The sequence below is a fragment of the Enterobacter kobei genome (assembly GCF_001729765.1).
Taxonomy (GTDB): domain Bacteria; phylum Pseudomonadota; class Gammaproteobacteria; order Enterobacterales; family Enterobacteriaceae; genus Enterobacter; species Enterobacter kobei.
Genome location: NZ_CP017181.1, coordinates 4,625,735 through 4,650,292 on the forward strand (window position 1 = coordinate 4,625,735; position 24,558 = coordinate 4,650,292).

The following is a 24,558-nucleotide window of genomic DNA, read 5'->3' on the forward strand; positions in this document are numbered from 1 at the left end:
GGGACACCTCCACTCAGAATTTGTAACCGCGATGCAGCGCAACGACACCCGCCGTCATGTTGAAGTATTCAACGTTCTCAAATTCCGCATCCTGCATCATGGCTTTTAGGGTGTCCTGATCCGGGTGCATGCGAATGGACTCCGCCAGATAGCGGTAGCTCTCCGCGTCGTTCGCCACCAGTTCACCGATACGCGGCAGCACGTGGAAGGAATAGGCGTCGTAGGCTTTGCTCAGCGGCTCAATGATCGGTTTAGAGAACTCGAGCACCAGCAGACGTCCACCCGGCTTCAGTACACGGTACATGGAGCGCAGCGCTTTTTCTTTGTCGGTGACGTTACGCAGGCCGAAGGAGATCGTGATGCAGTCAAAGGTATTATCCGGGAATGGCAGCGCTTCGGCGTTAGCCTGCACGTATTCCACATTGCCCACCACGCCGATGTTACGCAACTTTTCGCGTCCCATTTTCAGCATGGAGTCATTGATATCGGCCAGAACAACGCGGCCAGTTTCACCCACCAGACGGGAAAACTTCGCCGTCAGATCGCCTGTTCCACCAGCTAAATCCAGCACGGTTTGTCCACGGCGCACACCGCTGCAGTCAATGGTGAAGCGTTTCCACAAGCGATGAATGCCGAACGACATTAAGTCATTCATCACATCGTACTTCGCCGCCACGGAATGAAATACGTGGGCCACCATGTCAGCTTTCTGCGCTTTGGCGACAGTCTGAAAGCCAAAGTGCGTCGTGTCTTGTGAATCGTCAACCATCTCAGAGCCTGCTAATCAGTCAAATGTTCGTGAAGTGTAACAGATTGGGCGCGTTTGCCCTACGATTCAACCGCCGTGATAGAAACGTGTCGGCGGCTCGTCAGACGATAAATCCGTCGTTAACTCGTTGTCTTCGCTGGGTGTCTTTTGTTCATCTGCGCCTTCACGCAGACGGAACTCTTCGTCTTGCGCCGTGGCCTGCTCCACCAGTTCCGGATTAATCTCGCGTTTGACCTCCACCCCCAGGCCGCGGAATGCTTCAGCCTGAGCAAGTAGGTTGCCCCGCCCGGAGGCGAGTTTTTTCATCGCCTGACGGTAGTTATCCTGCGCACGGTCCAGGCTTTGCCCGACCGAGGACATATCGTCCACGAAGAGGCGCATTTTGTCGTACAGCTTGCTGGCACGCTCGGCAATCTTCTGTGCATTGCGGCTCTGGTGCTCATAGCGCCACAGGTTAGCAATGGTACGTAATGCCACCAGCAGGGTGGTGGGGCTCACCAGCATAATATTATTTTTGAGCGCTTCGGTGATCAGTTCGGGCTGTCTGTCGAGGGCCAGCAGGAACGCCGGTTCGACCGGAATAAACATCAGCACATAGTCCAGCGAGCGCAGCCCCGGAAGCTGCTGATAATCTTTTCTGCCCAGCAGTCGGATATGGTTACGCACGGAGGCAATATGCTCCTGCAGCGCCGACTCGCGCGTGTAGTCGTCTTCCGCATTAAAGTAACGCTCATACGCCACCAGCGTCATTTTGGCGTCGATCACCACATCTTTCCCCTGCGGCAGACGCACAATGACGTCTGGCTGCATCCGCGAGCGGGCATCGCTCTCGATACTCACCTGCGTTTCGTATTCATACCCCTCGCGCAGGCCAGAGGCCTCCAGCACGCGGGTGAGCACCACTTCTCCCCAGTTACCCTGGGTTTTGTTATCCCCTTTTAGCGCCCGAGTGAGGTTGACCGCCTCCTGCGCCATTTGCGCATTCAACTGCTGAAGATTACGAATCTCGTGCGCCAGCGTGTGCCGCTCGCGGGCTTCCTGTCCAAAGCTGTCCTGCACCTGACGGCGAAAACCGTCCAGCTGTTCACGCAGCGGCGTCAGCAGACTGTTCAGACTCTGGCGATTCTGTTCGTCAACGCGGCGGTTGCTGTGTTCGAAAATGCGGTTGGCGAGATTCTCAAACTGCTCGCTGAGGCGCTGCTCGCTGTTAATCATCTGACGGATTTTGTCTTCCGCATGCAGCTGCGTGGATTCGAGGCGGGTAGTCACTTCGCGGAGATCGGCCTCCAGCGACGTGTTGATATCACGCAGGTTGCGCAGTTCGTTATTGAGCAGCTCGCACTCGTCGCGCCAGTGGTCACTTAGCGCAAGCTGTTGCTTTACCGCGCTGAGCTCGGCGACGATCTCTTCGCGCTCCGCCAACTGATCGGCCTTCTGCTGCGCATGCTGGTAGCTGGAAATCAGCCAGCCTATCGCAACGCCCGCCAGCGCAATCACCGCATAAATCAGGATTGAGATATCCACAATGCCCCCTGCATCAACGTATTACCCGCACAAAATAGAATTGTGCTGTATAAACGTCCAGTTTGAAAGGGTTTTCCTGCGAGGTGCTACGCAAAAAATAAAGGCCGAACGCGTCGGCCTTTGATTTGAGAAGAGAGGGCTAGATCAGGCGACGAGCCGCTTCCACCACAATTTTCACCGCATGACTTTCGGTCTGCTTCATGGTTTCGGCGTTCGGGATCTCCTGCTGAGTACGGTTGACGATAACGCCCGCCACCATACCGGCACGCAGACCCTGGCTTGCACACATGGTCAGCAGCGTCGCGGATTCCATTTCGTAGTTCATTACGCCCATGGACTGCCACTCTTCCATTGAGCCTTTGAAACGGCTCACAACGCGGCCAGAGAAGGTGTCGTAGCGCTCCTGGCCCGGGTAGAAGGTGTCGGAAGAGGCGGTTACGCCAACGTGGGTGGTCGCGCCCACGGACTTCGCGGCTTCAACCAGCGCGGTGGTGCATTCGAAGTCAGCCACTGCCGGGAATTCCATAGGCGCAAAGTGCAGGCTTGCCCCGTCCAGACGAACGGATGCCGTCGTCACCAGTACGTCGCCCACGTTGATGTGCGGCTGAATCGCGCCGGTCGTGCCGATACGCAGGAAAGTACGAATGCCCAGCTGCGCCAGCTCTTCAACTGCAATAGAGGTAGACGGACCGCCGATACCGGTGGAGCACACAATCACCGCTTTGCCATCCAGCTCTGCACGCCAGGTGGTGAATTCACGATGGGCAGCCAGTTTGACCGGCTTATCCATCAGCGCGGCGATCTTTTCCACACGCTCAGGGTCGCCAGGGACGATAGCGAGCGTAGCCCCTTGTAAATCATTTTTAGTGAGGCCGAGATGAAAAACATCAGACTTAGACATAGGTGACTCCTCTGTGGGTCGGTTAGTCAGAAGAAGTAAAACGGTACTTTACAGAAGCAGTAAGCATAATTTCGTGATGCATCTCACCATGAATGAAAATGATTGCAGTGAATTTCCATCAAAAAGTGATTTACATCACATTAACAAGTTATATCGTCAGGTGCTGCACAAAAGATAGACCGTTTAAGGCACTGTGAGTTGTTAACCTGGTGTCTATATTTACCTTTGCGCTAACTCATTGGTACGGAGAATGCCATGACTGAAAAAACCGGTTTTGCACCTGCTGCAGCCCCGCTTGCTTCAACCATCGTTTCAACCTCAGAAGAGGCCATTACGGCGGGAGAGACCTCCATTCCCTCTCAGGGGGAGAATATGCCTGCCTGGCACGCACGACCAAAATCGGCAGACGGTCCGCTGCCCATCGTGATTGTGGTTCAGGAGATTTTTGGGGTTCACGAACATATTCGCGACCTCTGCCGTCGCCTGGCACTTGAAGGATATCTGGCCGTTGCGCCAGAACTCTACTTCCGTCAGGGCGATCCAAACGACTATAGCGATATTCCAACGCTGTTCAGCAATCTGGTCAGCAAAGTCCCGGACGCGCAGGTGCTGGCCGATCTCGACCACGTTGCCAGCTGGGCGGCGCGTAACGGCGGCGACCCGCACCGTCTGATGGTCACCGGCTTCTGCTGGGGCGGACGCATTAGCTGGCTGTATGCCGCACACAATCCGCAGCTCAAAGCGGCTGTCGCCTGGTATGGCAAACTGGTGGGCGAGAAAACGCTGAATTCGCCAAAACATCCGGTGGACATCGCCACTGAGCTCAATGCCCCGGTGCTGGGTCTGTATGGCGGCCAGGACACCGGTATTTCGCTTGATTCGGTAGAAACCATGCGCCATGCGCTACGGGCAGCCAATGCCAATGCTGAGATTGTGGTGTATCCGGATGCCGGACATGCGTTTAACGCAGATTACCGTCCGAGTTATCACGCGGAATCGGCGAAAGATGGCTGGCAGAGAATGCTGGCGTGGTTTAGCCAGTACGGCGGGAAGAAATAAACACTTCGCAGCCCCGGCGAAAGCCGGGGCTGCGTCAGGGCTTACTCCAGGCCCAGATGTTTCCACAGCTCGTCCATCGGCAGCGTGGCCAGGGCGATACGCTCATCCGCCGCACCATACCAGATATGCAACGTGTCATTACGCACCAGCGCCCCGCAGGTAAAGACGACGTTACCGAAAAAGCCTTCACGCTCATAGGGCGCGCTCGGCTCCAGCAGCGGTACGGAAGATTTGGCGATGAGGGTGAGCGGATCCTCAAGATCCAGAAGCAGAGCGCCCAGGCAATAACGCTGGCTAGCGTCAACGCCGTGATAAATCTCCAGCCAGCCGCGCGCGGTCTTGATCAGCGGCGCGCCGCCACCCGACTTCAGCGCATCCCATTCGTCTCCCGAGCGTCCCAGCAGATGCCGGTGGTTTCCCCAGTGCAGCATATCGGGCGATTCGCAGATCCAGATTTCCGGGTGGCCGAAATGGCAGGGCGCGGGCCGGGTAAGCGCCCGGAAGGATCCGCCAACCTTCTCCGGGAAGAAACAGACGTCGCGGTTATCAGGGCAGAAAATCAGCCCTTTCTTGTCGACGGAGATAAAATCAACGGTGGTCGCCAGCGCGGTGGAGATACCCAGCGATGACACGGCGGAGTAATTGATGTACCAGACATCGTCAATCAGGGTGATACGCGCATCTTCACAGCCAAATTCCTCATAGCGGCTGTCGGCGGTAATAAACGGCTGTTGATCGATGGTGAAATTTACACCGTCCTGGCTTCGCGCCAGGCGCAGGTGGGACATTGACGTCAGCCAGACCTGAGCCGGGTCGCTTTTCAGCACAATGGTACGCGGGTCGCTAAAATCATAGCGCGGGTCGTTGCGGTCGAACGTTTTTGTTGCCGCCTGCCAGCCGCCGGACTGCTGCACCAGAAGCGGAACGACGATCTTCTGTGGGTCATCATTTATCACGCTCTCGGCAACCCGAAGCAGCAGGATAATCTCCCCATGATACTCCGTTACCCCGGCGTTAAAGACGCACTCCACTTTCCGTCCTGGCAGAGAAGGCACCACGTCGCTCGGGGTGATCAACGGATTCTTACCGTGTCTGTTCATATACACTCCTTTTTATCAGAATTTGATTTTTATCCAGCTGCTGCGCGTTTTGGCCGTACAGGACATCCGCTTCAATGGCCCACAATGGGTTTTGTACCGGCTGGCCAAAATTCACGGCCACCCAGACCTGTTCCTGCGCCGTTGTTCGGGTAAACCAGACGCACGCCTTATGGCGCTTCAGTAGGCTGCACTCCCCATGCTGTAGCGCCCCGATGGCGGCCCGAAGCGCAATGAAGGTCTGGTACTGACGCCACAACGAGCCGGGCGTCGATATCTGATGTTCGGCATTGAGCAAGGGATAGTCCTGGCTGACGGGCATCCACGGCGTGGATGTGGAAAAGCCCGCAAACGGTGCGTCGCACCAGAGGAAGGGGGCGCGGGACCCATCCCGTGAATGTTCAATGGCCTGCGCCAGCGCGTCGGCGGCACTGCACCCCTGCCGCATGGCCGTGTCGTAGAAGGTTTTTCCCTGAATATCAAAAATCTGCCCGACCGTCTGAGGCACATAGTCGGGCATCCCCAACTCGTCACCCTGAAAAATAAACGGTACGCCGCGCACGGTCAGCTGTAGCGCCAGAACGGCCAACGCCCGGGCGGCGTCATGCGGGCCTTCACCAAAGCGGCTAATCATGCGCGGCATATCGTGGCTGGAAAAGAATAGCGTCGGCAGGCCAGACTGCAGCGCCAGCGTGGCGTTAATCTCGTCGCACAGGCGTGCCGCATCGAAGGTTTTCTGGCTGCCAATATTGAAGTTAAAGACCACGTCCATCAGCGACGGGGCCTGATAACGGGCCAGGGTCTCCCTCTCCTCGCTGCCGATTTCGCCGATCAGGAAAACATCCCCTTGCTGCCTGGCATGTTGGCATACGCGCTGCAGCGTGCCGATGAGTCCCGGCTGATTCACGTCATGCTCATGCTGCTGTACTCCCGCTTTCTCCGGATTGTCAGGCCCGATGCCGCGCGTACTGAGGAAATTAATCACGTCGAAGCGGAAGCCATCCACGCCCTGTGCCTGCCAGAAATCAATGACCTGAAGCATTTCCTGCTCAACCGCGGGGTTCGCCCAGTTAAGATCGACCTGCTCAGGCGCGAATTTATGGTAGTAAAACTCGCCGGTGTCCGGCTCCGGGCTCCAGGCGCTGCCGGAAAAAAATGACTCCCAGTTGTTAGGGTGCGCGCTGAAAAGAAAATAGTCCCGATAGCGGCTTGCGGGATTATTCCAGGCATCCTGAAACCACGGATGCTGCGAAGAGACATGATTAAGCACCAGATCGATAATGACCCGGATCCCCTTTTCATGGCAGCGATGAACGACGTCGCGAAAATCGGTCAGCGTGCCGAATCGTGGGTCGACGGCGCAGTAATCACTAATGTCATACCCGTTATCCACCAGAGGAGAGGGGTAAAACGGCGTGATCCAGATGGCACCGATGCCTAACGCGCTCAGGTAATCCACTTTTGAGAGCAGGCCTGGGAAATCACCCAGCCCGTCACCGTTACCATCGCAAAACGACGGCAGATAAATTTGGTAACAGGTACAGGCCTGCCACCAGGGTTGTTTGTTCACCGTACATTCCTTATTTCAGTGATAACGACATGCCCTGCAGGAAATATTTCCGGAACAGGATAAACAACACGATGACCGGCAGCATTTGCACCACGGCTCCCGCCATCACTGGCCCCAGATAAACGCCGTAGGATTTACTGAAGGTGGCCAGCAGCACCGAAAACGGCATTTTGTCGGCATCGCGCATGACAATCAGCGGCCAGAGGAAGTTGTCCCACGAGCTTGAGAAGGTAAATAGCGCCACGATCGCCAGAATGGACTTGTTCAGCGGCATCATGACGTGCCGCAGAATGGCCCACAGGCTGGCATGATCCAGACGCGCGGCGTACAGGTAATCGTTGGGCGTACCCTTGAAGCTCTGAGACACCATAAAGATCCCCCAGGCACTCATTGCATAAGGCAGGATCATGGCGCTGTAACGGTTGATCAGACCGAGCTCACGCATCAGCACAAACTGTGGAATGATGAACATGAAAACCGGGAAAACCATCTGCACAATCAAGAGATTACGGAAAGCGTTTTTGCCCCAGAATTCCGTTTTTGCCAGCGCATAGCCCACCAGCATGGAGGTGACGGTCACGCTCGCGGTCACGGTGACAGAGACGAAAAGCGAGTTAAGCAGCGTGCGCAGAAACGGCTTATCGGCCCGGTTGCTGTTATCGAAAAGGAAAGTGTAATTTTCGAGCGTCAGCGTGCCCGAAAAGAGATCCGTGGTATAAATCTGTGCCGTAGGCTTCAGGGATGACACGACCATCCAGACAAACGGATAGAGCCAGCTTAACGCCAGAATAAACATCAGCGCATGAATTAGCAGGCTCAGGGGCGTGAGTTTTTTCATTCATACAATCTCAATGTGTTTTTCGAATAACCGACGAAATAGCCAGATCATCAGGAAACTGCAGGCAGCGACGATAATCGACATGGCAGCAGCCCAGGTAGGTTTCATATTTTGAAACGCGGCTTCGTACATGACCACCATGGGACTGGTGGTACTGTTTAGTGGCCCACCACCGGTAATTAAATAGGGCTCTGTAAAAATACTGAACGCCACCGTAATAGCCAGCACCATCACCATCACAATTTGCGGATTCATCATCGGCAGCGTTATTGCCCAGCCTTTCTGAAAACGCCCGGTTTTATCGAGAATAGCCGCACTATAAATATCCGATGGAATAGCCTGCATGCCGGAATAGAGAATTAATCCGTAATAACCGACAAATTTCCAGGTCACGATAAGCGCAATGGATAGCATGGCGCAGTCAGGGTTGGTAAACCACGGCACGGAAATCCCAAACCACGCAGACAATAAGCGGTTAACCGGGCCGTACTCATTAAAGAGACGGGAAAAGACAATTGAGTACGCCACCCCTGACGAGATATTTGCCAGTAAAAAACTCAGGGCGATAACCCCCGGCCGTAGTTAATTCTGCGTAATCCGGCAGCAAAAAGCAGCGCGGTAATAAACACGATCGGGACATACCACATTAAAAAGCGGCAAATGTTCCACATGGATGTCCAGAATAACGCATCGTGCAGTACGCCAATAATGTTCTGCAAACCGGTAAATTGCGGTGCGCCGATAAACTGCCAGCGGGTCACGCTCAGCACCACCAGCCAGGCAAGCGGGTAGAACCAAAATAGCAGCGAATAGCCAATCCAGGTGGAGGCCAGCAGGCCTCCGGTTCGGGATTCATATCCAGCCATCATGCCCCCTACTGGCCCGTGAGGGCGCTGATTTCCTGCTGAGATTGTTTCAGCGCGTCGGCAGGCGTACTGGTTTTGAATATCACGCGCTCAAGCATCTGCGTCATGCTGCGCTGTACTTCTGTCGTCTGGTTTGTTGCTGCAGGAGGAAGCGCGACGTCCACCCACGAGGCGATTTGTTTCTCTAGCGGATTTTGTTTGAAGTAACTGACAAAGATCGGATTACTCATTAAATCCGCGCGGGCGGGCGGCATCCCTGTCAACTCAAGCCACAGCCGGTCATGTTCAGGGTTACTGAAGACCCACTGCATAAACTGCCAGGCCTGCGCCTTTCGCTTACTGGAACTGAAGATCACCAGACCTTTGCTGTCGCCGAACGTATAGGGGTGTTCAATGCCCGTCTCGGTCAGCATCGGACCGATCTGAATCGTTTTTAATATGTCCGGATACTGCTTGCGATAGCGGGCTAAATCCCACGGTCCGCGCGCTGAGGCGATAACCTGCCCCGTTGCGAGCGGATCCTCGGCAGAGGTGAAGTCGTAGCTGCTCCACTTATTGTTAAAAACGTTGCCCATGAAGGTCAGCACGGCCTCGCCAGCAGGCGTGGTCAGCGCAGGTTTTTTGTCGACCAGATACGGCTTGCCGTGGCTCTGGGCGTAGAACAGCGGAATGAAGTCGAACCAGCGTTCCCACCAGTTTTTACCTGCCGTAAGCTGTATCACATAGCCGTGATTATCCGCCGCCCGACGCTTCGCCAGCGCGTAAAGTTCATCGTAGCTAACCGGTACCCGATCAAAACCGTATTGCTTCAGTAAATCACCGCGCCACCACCAGACAATTGGGTTGATATATACCGGCAGTACTGTTTGTTTGCCGTTTAATTCCCAGGCTGACAGCAGAGAAGCCATTTGCCGTTTCTGAATCGTTTCCTGAAAACCCGGCATTCTGGAGAGATCTTCTATCTGCCCGACATCAACAAGCTGGCTGGCAAAACCAATAAATATATTGGTTGAAATATCCGGTTCAGTCCCTGATGCCAGCGCGTTCATTATCGCTTCTTCTGAACTGTTTGCGGCAGGAATAGCGGTAAATTCGACGGGCATATGGGCAGGGTCTTTATTCCATTCCGCCACTATTTTACTCCAGAAGGCTTCTTCATTGACGGTGGGTGTGACCCACATTTTGATTGTTTCACGCGCCCCGGATTGTGTCTCTTTTTTATCATCAGGCCCGCAACCGGTAAGAAAAAAGAGGAATATTACCGATGCTATTAATTTTGCTGCTTCTGCAACTCTCACGTTATATCTCCCTGATGTCGATAAGTGTTAATCGCTCACTGCTGCACTCTGTGAATGGTGCGTAAGCTAACACCCCTTTTTTATGTTTAACGTTAAACAAATCACAAAACTATTTATATTTAACGATAAACTCAGCCGCTATTATTTATTTAATTACGCCTCATAAATAATTTACGTGAATATAAAATGCCTAATTCATTTAGCAAAAGAAAGAATAAAAACGTGACGATTAAATCGCTGGCAGCAAAGATGGGTATTTCACATACCACGGTATCTAACGCGTGGAATAATCCCGAAAAGCTGTCTGCTGAATTACGTGAAAAGATACTTGGGTACGCCCGTCAGGTTGGATTTCAGGGGCCGGATAAACTCGCCCGGGCTTTACGCACCGGAAAATCCGGGGCCATAGGCGTCATTTTTAACGATGCCATGAGCTATGTTTTTATCGATCCGCATGACGTCAGCCTGATGCGCGGCGTCGCGACCCGCTGCGAAGACCGTAATATTAATCTGGTGCTGATACCGCTTCAAAAAGGGCCTTCATCGCTCACTACCCTGGTGGACGGGTATATTCTCAACGCCACGCATAACAGCGCCGCCATTATTCAACAAACCCTGGCCCGCAATCTGCCTGTGGTGACGCTCGATTTTCAGCTTCCGCAGTTCAGCAGCGTGTCGGTGGATAACACACGCGCCATGCGTGATATCACCCACTACCTGATACAAAAGGGTCATCGCCATTTCGGCATTATTGCCTTCCCGTCTCACCCGAACGCGCGCGGGATGCGGCCTCTGACGCACCGCGTGACGGGGGATAACCAACTCATGCTGACCCGCGTGAATGCCTGCCGCGACGCGTTTCAAGAGCACGGTATTAGGCTCAGTGACTGCTGGCTGTGTGAAACCCATCACGATGAGCCACACGGCGAACGGGCAGCGGAAGCATTGCTGACGGCACACCCTGAGATCACGGCGCTGATCTGCTTATCCGATCGTTTTGCCATCGGCGCGGTGAATTATTGCCAGCGACAGCGTCTTGCTATACCTGGCCGGGTCGCCATTACCGGATTCGACAATACCGCCCGGCAGTATAACGGGCCTGGACTTACCACCATCGCGCAGGATGCCGAACGTAAAGGTGAAATCGCGGTTGATCTGCTTCTGAACAATGGCCCCGTCACCCACGTTGCGCTGGAACACCGGCTTATCGAGCGTGATACGGCATGAGATTACCCTGCTTAAGATAAGAGTGAACTATGGATGAACTAACGTGCTTTAAAACCTATGACATTCGTGGCGAAGTTGACGTCAATCTCACCCCTGACATTGCGCGTCGCATCGGAAGGGCGTACGCCGTCTGGCTGCATCCCCGGCGCGTGGTAGTAGGCGCTGATGTCCGCCTCAGCTCGGAGGCGCTAAAAACGGCCCTGATCGACGGGCTTACCGCAGGCGGCGTCGATGTTATCGACCTGGGCATGACCGGTACGGAAGAGGTCTATTTCGCCACCCGGGAATTGCGGGCAGACGGAGGGATCCAGGTGACGGCGAGCCACAATCCCGCCCATTACAACGGCTTTAAGCTGGTTGGCCTTGAGGCGCGCCCGATCAGTAATGACAACGGTCTGCTGGAGATCAAAGCACTGGCAGAACAGAACCGCTTTCCACCCTGCGTGCGTCGTGGGGGCATTTTTCCCTTCGACAATCGCCCGGCCTGGGTGAACGCTCTGCTGCGATTTATCACTACGTCCCCAACGCGAACGTTACGCCTGGTGGTCAACTCCGGGCACGGCACCGCAGGTCCGGCGCTAGATGCGCTTGATGAGGGCTTAAAGCGTGCCGGTGTACCGGTCGAGTTTATCCGTATTCATCACCAGCCAGATGGCCGCTTTCCCGCTGGCGTACCTAACCCGATGCTGCCTGAAAACCGGCAAAGCACCCGACTGGCCGTCATCGAACATCACGCCGATGCTGGCATCGCCTGGGATGGCGATTTCGATCGTTGCTTTTTCTTCGACGAGCGCGGGGATTACGTTGAGAACTATTATCTCGTGGGGCTGTTTGCCGAACATTTTCTGCGACGCTATCCCGGCAGCCGTATCATTCTTGATCCCCGCTTAATCTGGAACACGCTCGACACGGTCGCCCGTTGCGGCGGTAGCGCAATCGTGAGTAAAACCGGGCATGCCTTCCTGAAAGCCCGGATGCGAAGGGAAAATGCCATTTACGGCGGCGAGATGAGTGGCCATCACTATTTTCGCGATTTTGGCTACTGCGATAGCGGCATGATCCCGCTGATCCTGATGCTCCAGATCCTGGGCGCAGACGCGCAGCCGCTCTCTCATCTTATGCGTCACGCACAGGCCCGCTATCCGGTGTCTGGCGAAATCAACCTGACGGTCAACGAGCCCGCTGCACTCCTCAATGACGTCGCCGCGCACTATGCCCCGGTCGCATGCGAACGCGACACCTGCGACGGCCTGAGCCTGTCCTTCGCAGACTGGCGTTTTAACCTCCGCGCCTCCAATACCGAGCCGCTGGTCCGCCTTAATGTTGAAGCGCGGGGAGATACCGCTCTGCTTGTCCATAAAACTCATGAAGTGCTGATGCTGATTTCTGCCCTGCAAGGGGCTCAGGAGACATTATGACCGCCCTTTCATTACGACATATTCATAAAAAGTACGATAAAAACGTCATCGTGGCGGATCTGTCACTGGAGATAGCATCAGGAGAATTTATCGTTCTTGTGGGCCCCTCCGGGTGCGGGAAATCGACGCTGCTGCGCATGATCGCGGGATTAGAGGCGCCAGACAGTGGCATGCTGATGATGGGCAATGAGGATGTCACCCACCTGGCGGCGGGCAAGCGGAGCTTGTCGATGGTTTTCCAGTCCTATGCACTTTATCCGCATATGACCGTACGGGAGAACCTCGCCTTTGGCTTACGCAATATCCGCACCCCGGAGGCCGACATTGCGCAGCGCATCACCCACGCCGCCAACATGCTCAGGCTGGACGAGCTGCTCGACAGGCTTCCGCAACACCTCTCCGGCGGCCAGCGCCAGCGCGTGGCGATAGGTCGTTCTATTGTCCAGCAGCCCGCGCTGTTCCTGTTTGACGAACCCCTTTCCAACCTTGACGCCGCTCTGCGGGTTGAAATGCGCCAGGAGATCCAGCAACTCCATAATACCCTGAAAAACACCATGATTTACGTCACGCACGATCAGGTCGAGGCGATGACGCTGGCCGACCGTATCGTGGTGATGTGTAAAGGCAATATTGAGCAAACGGGTACGCCGCTTGAACTGTACAACACCCCGGCGAACCGCTTCGTGGCCGAATTCATCGGTACGCCAAAAATCAATATGTTACCCGCCATCTGGCAGCAGGGGGCATTGCATATCGACCCTGATACCGTCTTCCCGCTTTCGCATCAGCCCGCAGACATTCAGGAGGGGGAATCGGTATTTGTCGCGATCCGCCCTGAACACCTGGGTTATCAGCAGCCGGGGGATTTTAGCCTGAGCGGGAAAACGCAGTTATGCGAACTGCAGGGAGATTCAACCCTGGTGTGGCTGGACGTGGCAGGGCATGCCGTGTGCCTGAAATCCTTCCAGCAACTGAGTCTGCCTGCGCAGCAACGTATCACGCTGACCGTGCAGGAGGCTCATCTGCATCTCTTTGACGCGGCAGGCAAGCGGATTGCAATGACGGAAAATGCCGCCTGAATAGAGTATCAGGCGGCGGGAAATGCGCAGACTTACCCCTGACGCAAATTCTGCGCTGCCTTCACCATGTTGGCGAGCGCTGCGCGGGTTTCCGGCCAGCCGCGGGTTTTCAGGCCGCAGTCCGGGTTCACCCACAGGCGCTCTGCCGGAATACGCTGAGCGGCTTTTTTCAGCAGAGCTTCAATCCACTCCACGCTCGGCACGTTCGGGGAGTGAATGTCGTACACCCCCGGTCCGATTTCGTTTGGATAGTCGAACTCTTCAAACGACTCGAGCAGCTCCATATCTGAACGCGAGGTCTCGATGGTGATCACGTCGGCATCCAGCGCGGCAATGGAATCCATAATGTCGTTAAATTCGCAGTAACACATATGGGTGTGGATCTGCGTGTCGTCCTTCGCCACCGCCGCATTGATGCGGAAGGCTTCCACGCCCCACTTCAGATAGTCATCCCAGTCGCTGCGGCGCAGCGGCAAACCTTCTCGTAACGCCGGTTCGTCAATCTGGATAATGCCAATGCCAGCGGCTTCCAGATCCGCCACCTCATCACGCAGCGCCAGCGCGATTTGCTTCGCAATGGTTTCACGGGTCACGTCTTCACGCGGGAACGACCAGCACAGAATGGTCACCGGCCCGGTCAGCATGCCTTTTACCGGCTTGTCGGTCAGAGACTGAGCATACTTCGCCCACGCCACCGTAATCGCTTCCGGGCGGCTGACGTCACCGATCACCACCGGTGGCTTCACGCAGCGGGAACCGTAGCTCTGCACCCAGCCATTCTGGGTAAACACGAAGCCGTCCAGGTGTTCACCGAAGTATTCCACCATGTCGTTACGCTCAGCTTCACCGTGCACCAGCACGTCCAGACCTAAACGCTCCTGCTCGATGATCGCCTGCCTGATGTGCTCAGCAATGCCGGTACGGTAGTGATTCGCATCCAGATTGCCCTTTTTGAAGTCGAGACGCAGGCCGCGGATCTCGGTCGTTTGTGGGAATGAACCGATCGTCGTAGTTGGCCATGCGGGCAGGTTGAAGCGGGCGCGCTGGGCTTCGGCACGGACTTCATACGGACTCTGGCGCTGGCTGTCCTGAGCGGTGATGGCCGCCAGACGTTTTTCCACTGCCGGATTATGCACGCGTGCCGAATGACGGCGCGCCTGAATCGGGGCGCTCCATTCGGTAATCGCCGCCGTGTCACCGCTGTTCAGCGCGTCGCGCAGCAGCGCCAGTTCTTCACATTTTTGCAGGGCGAAGGCAAACCAGCTTTTCACTTCCGGGTCGAGACGGGTCTCCACGCTCAGATCGATCGGGCTGTGCAGCAGTGAACATGATGAGGCCACCCACAGCTCACGTTTACCGACAATGTCTTTAATTTGAGCATACTTTTCGGTGAGATCGGCACGCCAGACGTTACGACCGTTTACCAGCCCCGCTGAGAGCAGCCAGTCTGCGGGCAGACGTTTGTGCAGTTCCTTCACGTCATCTTTGCCGTGAACCAGGTCAACATGCAGGCCCTGAACCGGCAGCGCGGCAATCGTGCTCAGGTTAGGCGTCACGCCCTCGAAATAGGTGGTCAGCAACAGCTTCACCTGCCCGGTAAGCGCGTCATACGCCGGTTTGAAGGCATCGAGCCAAACCTGGGGCAGCTCAAGCACCAAAGCAGGTTCGTCGATTTGCACCCACTGAATGCCGCGTTTACCCAGCTCAATCAGTACCTGTTTGTAGACGGGCAGAATGTCCTTCAGCAGGCTGAGGCGGTCAAACGGCTCGCCTTTGACTTTGCCCAGCCACAGGTAGGTTACCGGTCCGAGCAGCACCGGTTTCACCTGGTGGCCCAGCGCCAGCGCTTCGTCGACTTCGTCCAGAAGCTGTGTCCAGGTCAGTTTGAACTGCTGACCTTTTACGAACTCCGGCACCATATAGTGATAGTTGGTGTTAAACCACTTGGTCATTTCTGCCGCTGCCGCGGGTTCACCCGTTGGCGCACGACCACGGCCGATGCGGAACAGGGTATCGATATCAACCGATCCATCTTTGTTCTGATGACGAGCCGGCACGTTGCCCAGCAGCAGGCTGGTCGTCAGAACATGGTCGTACCAGGCGAAATCGCCCACCGGCAGCAGGTCAATGCCCGCCTGCTTTTGCTGATCCCAGTGACGGGCGCGCAGCTCGCGCCCTACGGTCAGTAGTTCTTCACGGGTAGCGTTACCCGCCCAGTAGCTTTCTTGCGCTTTTTTCAGCTCGCGACGCAGGCCAACGCGAGGGAAACCGAGAGTGTGATTGCGGATTGTCATGTTATGCCCCTTGTGAATTTCGCTATTTAGACGTCCAGATGTTTACACATCTATAATTGGCAGGTACTGTATATTCCTCAAGCGCAAAATGTTCATGGCGAAGTGAAGGACTTTCATGATCGAGATAAAACACCTGAAAACGCTGCAAGCGTTGCGGAACTGCGGATCGCTCGCGGCGGCTGCGGCCACGCTGCACCAGACCCAGTCTGCCCTTTCTCACCAGTTCAGCGATCTGGAACAACGCCTCGGATTTCGTCTTTTTGTGCGTAAGAGCCAACCTCTGCGCTTTACGCCGCAGGGTGAAATTCTTCTTCAACTGGCGAATCAGGTCCTGCCGCAGATCGCCAGCGCGCTACAGTCCTGTAACGAGCCGCAGCAGACAAAACTGCGCATCGCCATTGAGTGCCACAGCTGTATTCAATGGCTGACCCCTGCGCTTGAGAACTTCCGCCAGAAGTGGCCGCAGGTGGAGATGGATTTTAAATCCGGTGTGACGTTCGACCCGCAACCCTCGCTGCAGCAGGGTGAGTTGGATCTGGTGATGACCTCCGACATTCTGCCGCGCAGCGGCCTGCACTATTCGCCGATGTTTGATTTTGAAGTGCGCCTGGTGCTGGCACCGGATCATCCGCTGGCGGCTAAAACGCGCATCACGCCGGAAGACCTGGCAACAGAAACGCTGCTGATTTATCCGGTTCAGCGCAGTCGCCTGGATATCTGGCGTCATTTCCTGCAGCCGGCAGGCATTAGCCCGCAGCTGAAAAGCGTGGATAACACCCTGCTGTTGATTCAGATGGTTGCCGCCAACATGGGCATCGCGGCGCTGCCGCACTGGGTGGTGGAGAGTTTTGAACGCCAGGGCCTGGTGGTGACCAAAACCCTGGGTGAAGGACTGTGGAGCCGTCTGTACGCTGCCGTGCGCGATGGCGAGCAGCGTCAGCCGGTGACAGAAGCGTTTATTCGCTCAGCGCGGAACCACGCGTGCGACCATCTTCCGTTTGTGCGGAGCGCGGAGCGACCCAGCGGCGATGGACCCACAGTGAAGCCAGGATCACCGCTCCCCCAATAAGGAAGCTCGGCCAGTGCGGTTGCTGCTGCCAGATGGCGAGGTTGACCAGCAGCCCCGCCGGGACGTGCACGTTGTTCATTATCCCGAGCGTTCCGGCGTCGACCTGCGTCGCGCCGTAGTTCCACATGAAGTAACCCAGCCCTGACGCCACCACGCCCAGCCAGACCAGAACGCCCCACTGCACCGACGTGGTCGGCAGCTTTTGCGGGTTACCGAGCAGAAACCACGCCGATACCGCGACAATCGCCGCGCCCATATAGAACCACGCAAATGCATTGTGCTGAGGCATCGGGCGGGTTTCCATCAGGCGTTTGTAGCCCACCATGCCGATGGCGAAACTGATGTTGGCGAGCTGGACGAACATCAACCCGGTCCAGAAGTGATCGCTGACTTTGTCATAGCGAATAATTGCCGCGCCAATCACCGCCAGCGCCGCGCTCAGCAGGTATCCCCAGCGCAGACGACGCCTGCTGAGCAGGTCGTAAATCAACGTAATATAGAGCGGCGTCAACACGGTAAAGAGCAGGAATTCAGAGACGGACAAATAGACGTAAGCCCGGAAGCTGAACAGATACATGATACCCAACTGCATCGCGCCCACCAGCATGTACAGCACAATCGCTTTCAGCGATTGACCACGCGAGCGCAGAAACGGCAGGAATACCAGCGCCGCCAGCCCCACGCGCATCAGCACCGAGAAGTAGCTGTCGACCGAACCGGCAAGGTACTCGCCAATCAGGCTAAAGGAGAAGGCCCACAGGATAGTGGTGATAATGAGTAGCGCCACAATGCTTGTCTCTCAGAAAGAAGGACAGGCATTGTAGCGGACTCTTCAGTTGACATCTGGTCAACAAACAACCAAATGAAGATTATTCAAGGAACAGCTTGCGCAGGTATTTCGGTACCGCGTTGTCAGCGTTGGAACCAATCACTTCCAGCTCCGGATGCAAATCTTTCAGACGCTGATGCGCGTTCTGCATGATGCAGCCCTTGCCTGCCATGGAGAGCATTTCAGCGTCGTTCATGCCGTCACCAAAAGCGATGCAGTCTTTCAGCGCGAAACCCAGACGTTTCGCGACCGCTTCCAGCGCGTGACCTTTGGAGACGCCCCCCGCCATCACTTCCAGACAGGTCAGGGTTGAGAAGCTCACGTTGACGCGATCGCCCCAGCGGGCGTTGATCGCCTGTTCCAGTGGGAGCAGTTCTTCATGGCTATCGCAGGTGAAGAACACCTTACTGATACCTTCCGGCTCAAGAAGGCCCGGCTCGTACAGGGAGTAGTTAAATACCGCTTCCTTGAAGAAACGCATTTCATCCGGGCGGTGGCGGTTCATGAACCAGTCGTCGTTGCGGTACACGTTGGTGATGATAGCCGGGTTGTTATGCACCACGCCGAAGAGATCGGCGGCAATATCGCGATCCAGGTTATGGGTAAAGATCAGGTTACCGTCAGTATCATGCACGCGCGCACCGTTGGAGGTGATCATGTACGATTTGATCTCAAGATTATCGCGGATCTGCCCCACGTCTACGTGGTGGCGGCCGGTGGCAAACACAAAGTTCACGCCACGGGCAGTCAGAAGCTTTAAGGTCTCTTTCGCGTAAGGCGACAGGGTGTGGTCAGGGGAAAGCAGCGTGCCATCTAAATCAGATGCAACAACCTGGTACATAGGGATTTCAACCTCTGGTGGAAAACAATAATCAGTTATGCCTGTTGAAAAATTCAACAATGGCGTTGAGCGCGACTGAGCGCATAACGTCCTTTTCGAAAAGGATCTCATGGTAAGCGCCGTTGATGACCAGCGGTTTTCCCCCTTCACAAGGGTGACCGGCGGCGGCGCGCAATTCACAATAACGGTCATGCATGCGGTTATCGACCACACGCTCTTCTTCAGCCTGAATCAGGAGTGTTGGCGTGTCATCATCACCTACCCCCGCCAGCACCTGTTCACCGGCCAGAATCCCCTCCCGCACCCAGTGCCAGGTCGGGCCACCGACGCGTAAGCGCGGTTCATCGGCATAAAAGCGCAGGTTGCGGCGATAACGCTGCCGACTGTGGGTTAAGACGTTGATGGCGAACGGCAGCGCGCGCCAGCGTCCGGTCCCGATGGCATAGCCTTCACGAATGCGCTGATGGCCCTCAGCCCAGTCGAGAAGATGACGCACCATCCAGTCGGGGAAACGTATGACGATACCGTACATCGGCGCGGTTAGCGCAATGGCATCACACTGGTGTTGATACCGCTGCAAAAACAGCGTCGAAATAGCGCCACCCATGGAGTGCGCAAGGATATAGCGCTTACGCCAGGGGCCGGGCTGCACTTCCTGCTGCCAGAACGCGGCAAAATCGTCGACGTAATCGCTGAAGCGATCGACATGTCCACGGTGCGTGTCCTGTAGCATGCGTCCGGACAGCCCCTGTCCACGGTGGTCGATGATGAGCACATCGAACCCCATATGGACCAGATCGTAGGCCAGTTCGGCGTATTTAACGTAGCTTTCAATGCGCCCCGGGCAAACCACGATTACCCGATCATTTTTCTCATCACGGAAACGAACGAAGCGTACCGGGATGCCCCCGACGCCCGTAAACTCATCTTCCTCACGCTGCCGCCAGAAATCGGTCAGCGGCCCCATAGAGAAAGCAGCAAATGCGTTTTCTCGTGTTTCCCAGTCCTTTTTCTGCTGAAACATTGGGTTTCCACTCACGTAATCCAGGGAATATCGTTTTTTTTCGTAACCGGTCACAAAATGACTCATCAATAGCGTATTGTGGCATAAAAACAGACGATTCGGGAGTTTCAAATGACCTTCGAGTGGTGGTTCGCCTACCTGCTGACATCCATCATCCTGAGCCTTTCACCGGGTTCGGGTGCGATTAACACCATGACTACCTCCATCAACCACGGCTATCGCGGGGCGGCGGCGTCGATTGCCGGTTTGCAAACCGGGCTGGGCATTCACATCGTCCTGGTCGGGATTGGGCTGGGAACGCTGTTCTCCCGCTCGGTGCTGGCGTTTGAAGTGCTGAAATGGGCCGGTGCGGCATATCTTATCTGGCTGGGTATTCAGCAGTGGCGCGCGGCTGGCGCCATTAACCTGAATACGCTCGCGCAGACGCAAAACCGTGGTCATCTGTTTAAGCGGGCAGTATTCGTCAACCTGACCAACCCGAAAAGCATTGTGTTCCTCGCCGCGCTGTTCCCACAGTTTATCGTGCCGCACCAGCCTCAGGTGATGCAGTACGTGGTGCTGGGTGCGACCACAATTATTGTCGATATTATCGTGATGATTGGTTACGCGACGCTGGCACAACGAATTGCCGGATGGATAAAAGGACCTAAGCAGATGAAGGCCCTGAACAAAGTGTTTGGCTCGCTGTTTATGCTGGTTGGCGCGCTGCTTGCGTCAGCGCGTCATGCTTAGCGAGAAATGATGAGATGAATGCCGAAGCCGGCGAACAGCGCGCCGGCGAAGCCATCGATCCACTTCGCGATACGCTGGTAGCCACGGCGCATCGCCGGTAAGGCAAACAGGCTTGCCACGATAGTGAACCACGCGAAGGTCTCCACGACGATAAGCAGAAAAATGCCCCAACGTGCGCCCGCGCCAACGCTGTCGCCCACAAACAGCGAGAACACCGAGCCGAAATAGATAATCGCTTTCGGATTCGCCAGGTTGGTCAGTAGCCCTTTTACAAAGCTCCGTCCACCCGTTGCCAGCTCCACCTTAGGCTCTTGCGTTTTTTTCTCTTCTTTTTTCAGCGCCCCGCGCAGCATCTGGTAGCCCATCCAGCACAGGTACAGGCCACCGCCAACCATAATGATGTTATGCAGCCAGGCCATCTTCGCCAGGATAAGGTTCAGACCGAGCAGCGCAACGGCCGCCCAGACCATGACGCCCATGGTAATACCGAGCACGCCCATCATCGCCTCTTTACGGGAACGACTGACCGCTGTTTGCGATACGAAGAAAAAGTCAGGGCCCGGGCTCATCAGCGCAACGATGTGCACTAACGCCACGGTGAGAAATAGCATTAACATAATTGGCTCGCAGGGAAATAATTCAGTGAGTCATCATACTGGCACTTTTTTGGCCGGCTGACTACTCCTCATCATCACCGTCAACGTGAGAACGGATAAGCGCCATAAACTCTTTACCGAAGCGCTCCAGCTTGCGCGTGCCTACGCCGTTGACGCTGAGCATTTCGCTGGCGCTGAGCGGCATCTGTTCCGCCATCTCAATCAGCGTCGCGTCGTTGAACACCACGTAAGGCGGGATGTTCTCTTCATCAGCAATGGCTTTACGCAGCTTACGCAGTTTGGCAAACAGCTTGCGGTCATAGTTACCGCCGTAGGATTTCTGCATCACGCGTGGTTTGAGGGCGACCACGCGCGGTACGGCGAGCTTCAGTTCAACGTCACCGCGCAACACCGGACGCGCGGCTTCGGTCAGCTGTAGCGCCGAGTGCTGAGCGATGTTCTGAGTGGCAAATCCGAGGTGAATCAGCTGACGAATAATGCTAACCCAGTGCTCGTGGCTCTGATCTTTACCGATCCCGTATACCGGCAGTTTGTCGTGGCCCATGTCGCGGATACGCTGGTTATTGGCGCCGCGCAACACTTCCACCACGTAACCCATCCCGAAGCGTTGATTCACACGGTAAATGGTCGAAAGCGCCTTACGCGCGTCCATCAGGCCATCGTACTGCTTCGGCGGATCCAGGCAGATATCGCAGTTGCCGCACGGCTCCTGTCGCCCTTCACCAAAATAGTTGAGCAGCACCAGACGGCGGCAGGTTTGCGCTTCGGCAAACGCCCCCATCGCGTTGAGCTTATGGCGTTCGATATCCTGCAGCTGTCCCTGCGGTTTCTCTTCCAGACAGCGGCGCAGCCACGCCATATCGGCTGGATCGTAAAACAGCATCGCTTCCGCAGGCAGACCATCACGCCCGGCGCGGCCGGTTTCCTGATAGTAGGATTCGATATTACGCGGGATGTCGAAATGCACCACAAAACGCACGTTGGGCTTGTTAATCCCCATTCCAAACGCCACCGTCGCGACCACAATCTGCAGGTCGTCACGCTGGAATTTCTCCTGCACATCCGCGCGGATGTGGTTCTCCAGCCCGGCATGATACGCCGCGGCGCTAAAGCCACGGTTTTGCAGACGCGCGGCGGTGTCTTCCACCTTCGCCCGACTGTTGCAGTAAATAATGCCTGACTTGCCGCGCTGTTCCTGGACATAGCGCAGGAGCTGATCCAGCGGCTTGAATTTTTCCATCAGCATGTAGCGGATGTTAGGGCGGTCGAAACTGCTGACCTGAATATAGGGATCATTCAGCCCCAGCAGGCGAACGATATCCAGACGCGTCGTATCATCTGCCGTGGCGGTAAGCGCCATAAACGGCAGTTCCGGGAAGCGCTGACGGAGCTGGCCGAGGGCGGCATATTCCGGGCGGAAATCGTGCCCCCACTGCGAGATACAGTGCGCTTCATCCACCGCCAGCAGGACCGGGTTCCAGTGTGCGAGATGGTCGAGGAAGTTATCCAGCATCAGGCGTTCCGGTGCGATATACAGCAGACGAACCTGCCCGGTGCGACACCCGGCCATCACCTCTTGCTGCTGCTCCCGGGTTTGCGTGGAATTAAGACAGGCCGCCGCCACGCCGTTGGCGAGCAGTTGATCAACCTGGTCTTTCATCAGAGAAATAAGGGGCGATACCACGACCGTCAGGCCGTTAAGCACCAGCGCGGGCACCTGATAACAGAGTGATTTCCCGCCGCCGGTCGGCATAACGACCAGACAATCACGGCCTTCCAGCACGGTTTCAATGATGGTTTCCTGGCCAGGGCGGAACTGCTGGTAGCCAAAGGTTTCATGCAAAACCTGTTTAGCCAGCGACTCCTGATTCAATACTTCCGCCTGCGCCACGTTAACCCCATATGCCAGAAATGAAACAGGCGCTATTTTCAGCGCCTGAGAGAGAAACTTCAACGTTTAACGCAAAAACATTCGAGCAGCTTAGAGAATATCGTTCAGCATTACGCCCACACCCACGCGGGTCTGGTTGAAGTTATAGTCGATCAGCGACTCGCCGTAACCGCTGTACACCTGCGTATAGAGGCGCACGTGCTTAGTTACCGGATAGCTCAGGCCCACTTCCGCACCACCGTAGCCGGTATTCCAGTTGTACTGGCCTTTCGCGCTCAGCACGGCATCGCCTAACTGGTAGCCGACCTTGAGCTGGTAGTACCCCATATATTTGGTGATATCCGGGTTATCGTCGGTGCTCCCCACCACATACCACGGCTTCACTTCCACCATCCAGTTGCCGTTCTGCGCCATCAGGCGCGTATAGGCACGGTTCCAGCTACGAGACGTGGGGTCTGAACGGCCGTTAGAATCGTGATTAAAGCCGACTTCGACGTCACGCAACGTCCATCCGGCAAATTCATAATCCGTTGCAAAGCCAAGGAACAGCTGCGGCTCATAGTTGGTTTCACGGAACGGCGAAGATTCGCCGCTGTTGGAAAGCTGCCACCAGGATTTCTGCGTGTAAGAGGCACCGAGTACCGAGTTCGGCCCCAGAATACCGCGCCAGAACGGGAAGGCGAGGCTCAACTGGAACTTCACCTCATCTTTACGCGCATTATCAGACCAGTTATAGGAGCTTATCGCTTCTTTGTTCAGATCGCTGGTCTGGGTGTAAATCACGTAGTTGGTGTCATACGGGTAAAGCGTGAACGGATTGTCATGCTCCTGAAGCATGTTAGCAATGATGCTACCGTGTACGGATGGCGCATCGTGCACTTCTTTAACTGTCGCTTCCTGCGCATATGCTGTGAGGGGCAGCGCAACCGCCGCCAGTAACCAACCCAGATACGTCCGCATCGGTGGTGTTCTCCTGAAATAGTGACGTGTAATGAATAATTTTATCCGGGCATTCTACAGACTTCTGCGCCAACTTCCGCCTCCTCGTTTCTGAAAGTGGAAATCCGTATTGTTGAGGCATAAAATCAACATTTCATTAACAATAGGGATATGAAACCTCATGTCAGCCATGCTTACCTCTGAAGAAGTGTTAAAGCTCGTGGGCGAGATTTTTGTTTACCATATGCCATTTAACCGTGCGCTGGGTCTGGAGCTGGAGCGTTACGAGAAAGAGTTTGCCCAGTTGAGCTTCAACAACCAGCCGATGATGGTGGGCAACTGGGCGCAAAGTATTTTGCACGGCGGGGTGATTGCTTCCGCGCTGGACGTGGCGGCTGGTCTGGTCTGCGTGGGCAGTACGCTGACGCGTCATGACACCATCAATGAAGACGAACTCCGTCAGCGTCTGGCACGCATGGGCACCATTGATTTACGCGTCGATTATCTTCGCCCCGGACGCGGCAATCGCTTTACCTGCACCAGCAGCCTGCTGCGTGCGGGGAATAAAGTTGCGGTGGCGCGCGTAGAATTACACAACGAAGAACAGGTTTATATCGCCAGCGCAACCGCCACTTATATGGTGGGTTGAAGCGGCAAAATCGGGTAAAATTAATTC

The 24,558-nt window shown here is 55.6% G+C and carries 21 protein-coding genes and 1 pseudogene; 7 read left to right on the forward strand and 15 right to left on the reverse strand.

The features are described 5' to 3' along the window. Nucleotides 1-13: 13 nt before the first annotated feature. From ubiE to udp, 3 genes are all read right to left on the reverse strand, one after another. Complete coding sequence (ubiE, locus tag BFV64_RS22465) at nucleotides 14-769, reverse strand: bifunctional demethylmenaquinone methyltransferase/2-methoxy-6-polyprenyl-1,4-benzoquinol methylase UbiE (protein WP_014885623.1); 756 nt, start codon at nucleotides 767-769, stop codon at nucleotides 14-16. 66 nt (nucleotides 770-835) lie between these two features. Next, on the reverse strand, nucleotides 836-2,293 hold the full coding sequence (gene rmuC / locus BFV64_RS22470; RefSeq protein WP_063614529.1) for a DNA recombination protein RmuC: 1,458 nt from the start codon (nucleotides 2,291-2,293) through the stop codon (nucleotides 836-838). A gap of 139 nt (nucleotides 2,294-2,432) precedes the next feature. Then, nucleotides 2,433-3,194, reverse strand: coding sequence for a uridine phosphorylase (gene udp, locus BFV64_RS22475; RefSeq protein WP_003860792.1), 762 nt, complete (start codon nucleotides 3,192-3,194; stop codon nucleotides 2,433-2,435). A 255-nt stretch (nucleotides 3,195-3,449) separates the two neighbouring features. Between udp and BFV64_RS22480 the strand changes: the two genes are divergently transcribed. Then, entirely contained in the window at nucleotides 3,450-4,253 is an 804-nt protein-coding gene (locus tag BFV64_RS22480) for a dienelactone hydrolase family protein (RefSeq protein ID WP_014885625.1), read from the forward strand. Nucleotides 4,254-4,294: 41 nt separating this feature from the next. On the opposite strand, the gene BFV64_RS22485 is transcribed toward BFV64_RS22480, so the two are convergent. The 5 genes and pseudogenes from BFV64_RS22485 to BFV64_RS22505 form a co-directional block, all read right to left on the reverse strand. Next, the gene (locus BFV64_RS22485) at nucleotides 4,295-5,353 is read right to left on the reverse strand and encodes a glycoside hydrolase family 130 protein (protein ID WP_023331554.1); all 1,059 of its coding nucleotides are present in this window, start codon (nucleotides 5,351-5,353) and stop codon (nucleotides 4,295-4,297) included. Continuing rightward, complete coding sequence (locus BFV64_RS22490) at nucleotides 5,337-6,920, reverse strand: alpha-amylase family glycosyl hydrolase (RefSeq protein ID WP_045281884.1); 1,584 nt, start codon at nucleotides 6,918-6,920, stop codon at nucleotides 5,337-5,339. The genes BFV64_RS22485 and BFV64_RS22490 overlap by 17 nt, the downstream gene beginning before the upstream one ends. 10 nt (nucleotides 6,921-6,930) lie before the next feature. Then, nucleotides 6,931-7,758, reverse strand: coding sequence for a carbohydrate ABC transporter permease (locus BFV64_RS22495; protein ID WP_045269172.1), 828 nt, complete (start codon nucleotides 7,756-7,758; stop codon nucleotides 6,931-6,933). Beyond that, nucleotides 7,759-8,624 (reverse strand): annotated as a pseudogene (locus BFV64_RS22500) (carbohydrate ABC transporter permease). It abuts the gene before it with no gap. An 8-nt stretch (nucleotides 8,625-8,632) separates the two neighbouring features. Then, nucleotides 8,633-9,922 (reverse strand): ABC transporter substrate-binding protein, encoded by a 1,290-nt coding sequence (locus BFV64_RS22505; RefSeq protein ID WP_048996612.1) that lies wholly within the window; start codon nucleotides 9,920-9,922, stop codon nucleotides 8,633-8,635. Between the two features lie 186 nt (nucleotides 9,923-10,108). Here BFV64_RS22505 and BFV64_RS22510 point away from each other — a divergent pair, with 186 nt between their 5' ends. The 3 genes from BFV64_RS22510 to BFV64_RS22520 are packed head-to-tail and all read left to right on the forward strand — an operon-like array spanning nucleotide 10,109 to nucleotide 13,646. Continuing rightward, nucleotides 10,109-11,149 (forward strand): LacI family DNA-binding transcriptional regulator, encoded by a 1,041-nt coding sequence (locus BFV64_RS22510; RefSeq protein WP_050863000.1) that lies wholly within the window; start codon nucleotides 10,109-10,111, stop codon nucleotides 11,147-11,149. Nucleotides 11,150-11,178: 29 nt separating this feature from the next. Then, a complete protein-coding gene (locus BFV64_RS22515; RefSeq protein ID WP_069602444.1) occupies nucleotides 11,179-12,567 on the forward strand; it encodes a phosphohexomutase domain-containing protein in 1,389 nt (462 codons plus the stop codon). Further along, on the forward strand, nucleotides 12,564-13,646 hold the full coding sequence (locus BFV64_RS22520) for an ABC transporter ATP-binding protein (protein WP_069602445.1): 1,083 nt from the start codon (nucleotides 12,564-12,566) through the stop codon (nucleotides 13,644-13,646). The genes BFV64_RS22515 and BFV64_RS22520 overlap by 4 nt, the downstream gene beginning before the upstream one ends. Before the next feature lie 32 nt (nucleotides 13,647-13,678). Here BFV64_RS22520 and metE read toward each other — a convergent pair whose 3' ends face one another. Then, nucleotides 13,679-15,940: a 5-methyltetrahydropteroyltriglutamate--homocysteine S-methyltransferase gene (gene metE, locus BFV64_RS22525; RefSeq protein WP_045281888.1), complete on the reverse strand. Its 2,262-nt coding sequence runs from the start codon at nucleotides 15,938-15,940 to the stop codon at nucleotides 13,679-13,681. A gap of 115 nt (nucleotides 15,941-16,055) precedes the next feature. Here metE and metR point away from each other — a divergent pair, with 115 nt between their 5' ends. Continuing rightward, nucleotides 16,056-17,009, forward strand: a complete 954-nt coding sequence (metR, locus tag BFV64_RS22530) for an HTH-type transcriptional regulator MetR (RefSeq protein WP_023331563.1) — start codon at nucleotides 16,056-16,058, stop codon at nucleotides 17,007-17,009. Here metR and BFV64_RS22535 read toward each other — a convergent pair. The 3 genes from BFV64_RS22535 to pldB all read right to left on the reverse strand — a co-directional run bounded on the left by BFV64_RS22535 (nucleotide 16,897) and on the right by pldB (nucleotide 19,703). Further along, nucleotides 16,897-17,796, reverse strand: a complete 900-nt coding sequence (locus BFV64_RS22535; protein WP_045135425.1) for a carboxylate/amino acid/amine transporter — start codon at nucleotides 17,794-17,796, stop codon at nucleotides 16,897-16,899. The two genes, metR and BFV64_RS22535, sit on opposite strands and share 113 nt — an antisense overlap. 82 nt (nucleotides 17,797-17,878) lie before the next feature. Beyond that, nucleotides 17,879-18,679, reverse strand: a complete 801-nt coding sequence (yigL, locus tag BFV64_RS22540; RefSeq protein WP_023331564.1) for a sugar/pyridoxal phosphate phosphatase YigL — start codon at nucleotides 18,677-18,679, stop codon at nucleotides 17,879-17,881. A 31-nt stretch (nucleotides 18,680-18,710) separates the two neighbouring features. Further along, nucleotides 18,711-19,703 carry a lysophospholipase L2 gene (gene pldB, locus BFV64_RS22545; protein ID WP_045135424.1) on the reverse strand — a complete coding sequence of 331 codons (993 nt, stop codon included), beginning with the start codon at nucleotides 19,701-19,703 and terminating at the stop codon, nucleotides 18,711-18,713. Nucleotides 19,704-19,814: 111 nt separating this feature from the next. Here pldB and rhtB point away from each other — a divergent pair, with 111 nt between their 5' ends. Continuing rightward, nucleotides 19,815-20,435 (forward strand): homoserine/homoserine lactone efflux protein, encoded by a 621-nt coding sequence (gene rhtB / locus BFV64_RS22550; RefSeq protein WP_014885639.1) that lies wholly within the window; start codon nucleotides 19,815-19,817, stop codon nucleotides 20,433-20,435. Here the strand turns inward: rhtB and rhtC are convergent. The 3 genes from rhtC to pldA form a co-directional block, all read right to left on the reverse strand. After that, entirely contained in the window at nucleotides 20,432-21,052 is a 621-nt protein-coding gene (rhtC, locus tag BFV64_RS22555; RefSeq protein WP_014885640.1) for a threonine export protein RhtC, read from the reverse strand. The two genes, rhtB and rhtC, sit on opposite strands and share 4 nt — an antisense overlap. A gap of 61 nt (nucleotides 21,053-21,113) precedes the next feature. Further along, entirely contained in the window at nucleotides 21,114-22,943 is a 1,830-nt protein-coding gene (gene recQ / locus BFV64_RS22560; protein ID WP_014885641.1) for an ATP-dependent DNA helicase RecQ, read from the reverse strand. A 90-nt stretch (nucleotides 22,944-23,033) separates the two neighbouring features. Next, a complete protein-coding gene (gene pldA / locus BFV64_RS22565; RefSeq protein ID WP_014885642.1) occupies nucleotides 23,034-23,903 on the reverse strand; it encodes a phospholipase A in 870 nt (289 codons plus the stop codon). 160 nt (nucleotides 23,904-24,063) lie between these two features. Here pldA and yigI point away from each other — a divergent pair, with 160 nt between their 5' ends. After that, a complete protein-coding gene (yigI, locus tag BFV64_RS22570; protein ID WP_023331568.1) occupies nucleotides 24,064-24,531 on the forward strand; it encodes an acyl-CoA thioesterase YigI in 468 nt (155 codons plus the stop codon). The last annotated feature ends 27 nt before the right edge of the window (nucleotides 24,532-24,558 follow it).

Coding starts and splice junctions, on each gene's coding strand:
- ubiE (WP_014885623.1), bottom strand. CDS start 769: ATGGTTGACGATTCACAAGACACGACGCACTTTGGCTTTCAGACTGTC.
- udp (WP_003860792.1), bottom strand. CDS start 3,194: ATGTCTAAGTCTGATGTTTTTCATCTCGGCCTCACTAAAAATGATTTA.
- BFV64_RS22480 (WP_014885625.1), top strand. CDS start 3,450: ATGACTGAAAAAACCGGTTTTGCACCTGCTGCAGCCCCGCTTGCTTCA.
- BFV64_RS22485 (WP_023331554.1), bottom strand. CDS start 5,353: ATGAACAGACACGGTAAGAATCCGTTGATCACCCCGAGCGACGTGGTG.
- BFV64_RS22495 (WP_045269172.1), bottom strand. CDS start 7,758: ATGAAAAAACTCACGCCCCTGAGCCTGCTAATTCATGCGCTGATGTTT.
- BFV64_RS22510 (WP_050863000.1), top strand. CDS start 10,109: ATGCCTAATTCATTTAGCAAAAGAAAGAATAAAAACGTGACGATTAAA.
- BFV64_RS22515 (WP_069602444.1), top strand. CDS start 11,179: ATGGATGAACTAACGTGCTTTAAAACCTATGACATTCGTGGCGAAGTT.
- BFV64_RS22520 (WP_069602445.1), top strand. CDS start 12,564: ATGACCGCCCTTTCATTACGACATATTCATAAAAAGTACGATAAAAAC.
- metE (WP_045281888.1), bottom strand. CDS start 15,940: ATGACAATCCGCAATCACACTCTCGGTTTCCCTCGCGTTGGCCTGCGT.
- metR (WP_023331563.1), top strand. CDS start 16,056: ATGATCGAGATAAAACACCTGAAAACGCTGCAAGCGTTGCGGAACTGC.
- yigL (WP_023331564.1), bottom strand. CDS start 18,679: ATGTACCAGGTTGTTGCATCTGATTTAGATGGCACGCTGCTTTCCCCT.
- pldB (WP_045135424.1), bottom strand. CDS start 19,703: ATGTTTCAGCAGAAAAAGGACTGGGAAACACGAGAAAACGCATTTGCT.
- rhtB (WP_014885639.1), top strand. CDS start 19,815: ATGACCTTCGAGTGGTGGTTCGCCTACCTGCTGACATCCATCATCCTG.
- rhtC (WP_014885640.1), bottom strand. CDS start 21,052: ATGTTAATGCTATTTCTCACCGTGGCGTTAGTGCACATCGTTGCGCTG.
- pldA (WP_014885642.1), bottom strand. CDS start 23,903: ATGCGGACGTATCTGGGTTGGTTACTGGCGGCGGTTGCGCTGCCCCTC.
- yigI (WP_023331568.1), top strand. CDS start 24,064: ATGTCAGCCATGCTTACCTCTGAAGAAGTGTTAAAGCTCGTGGGCGAG.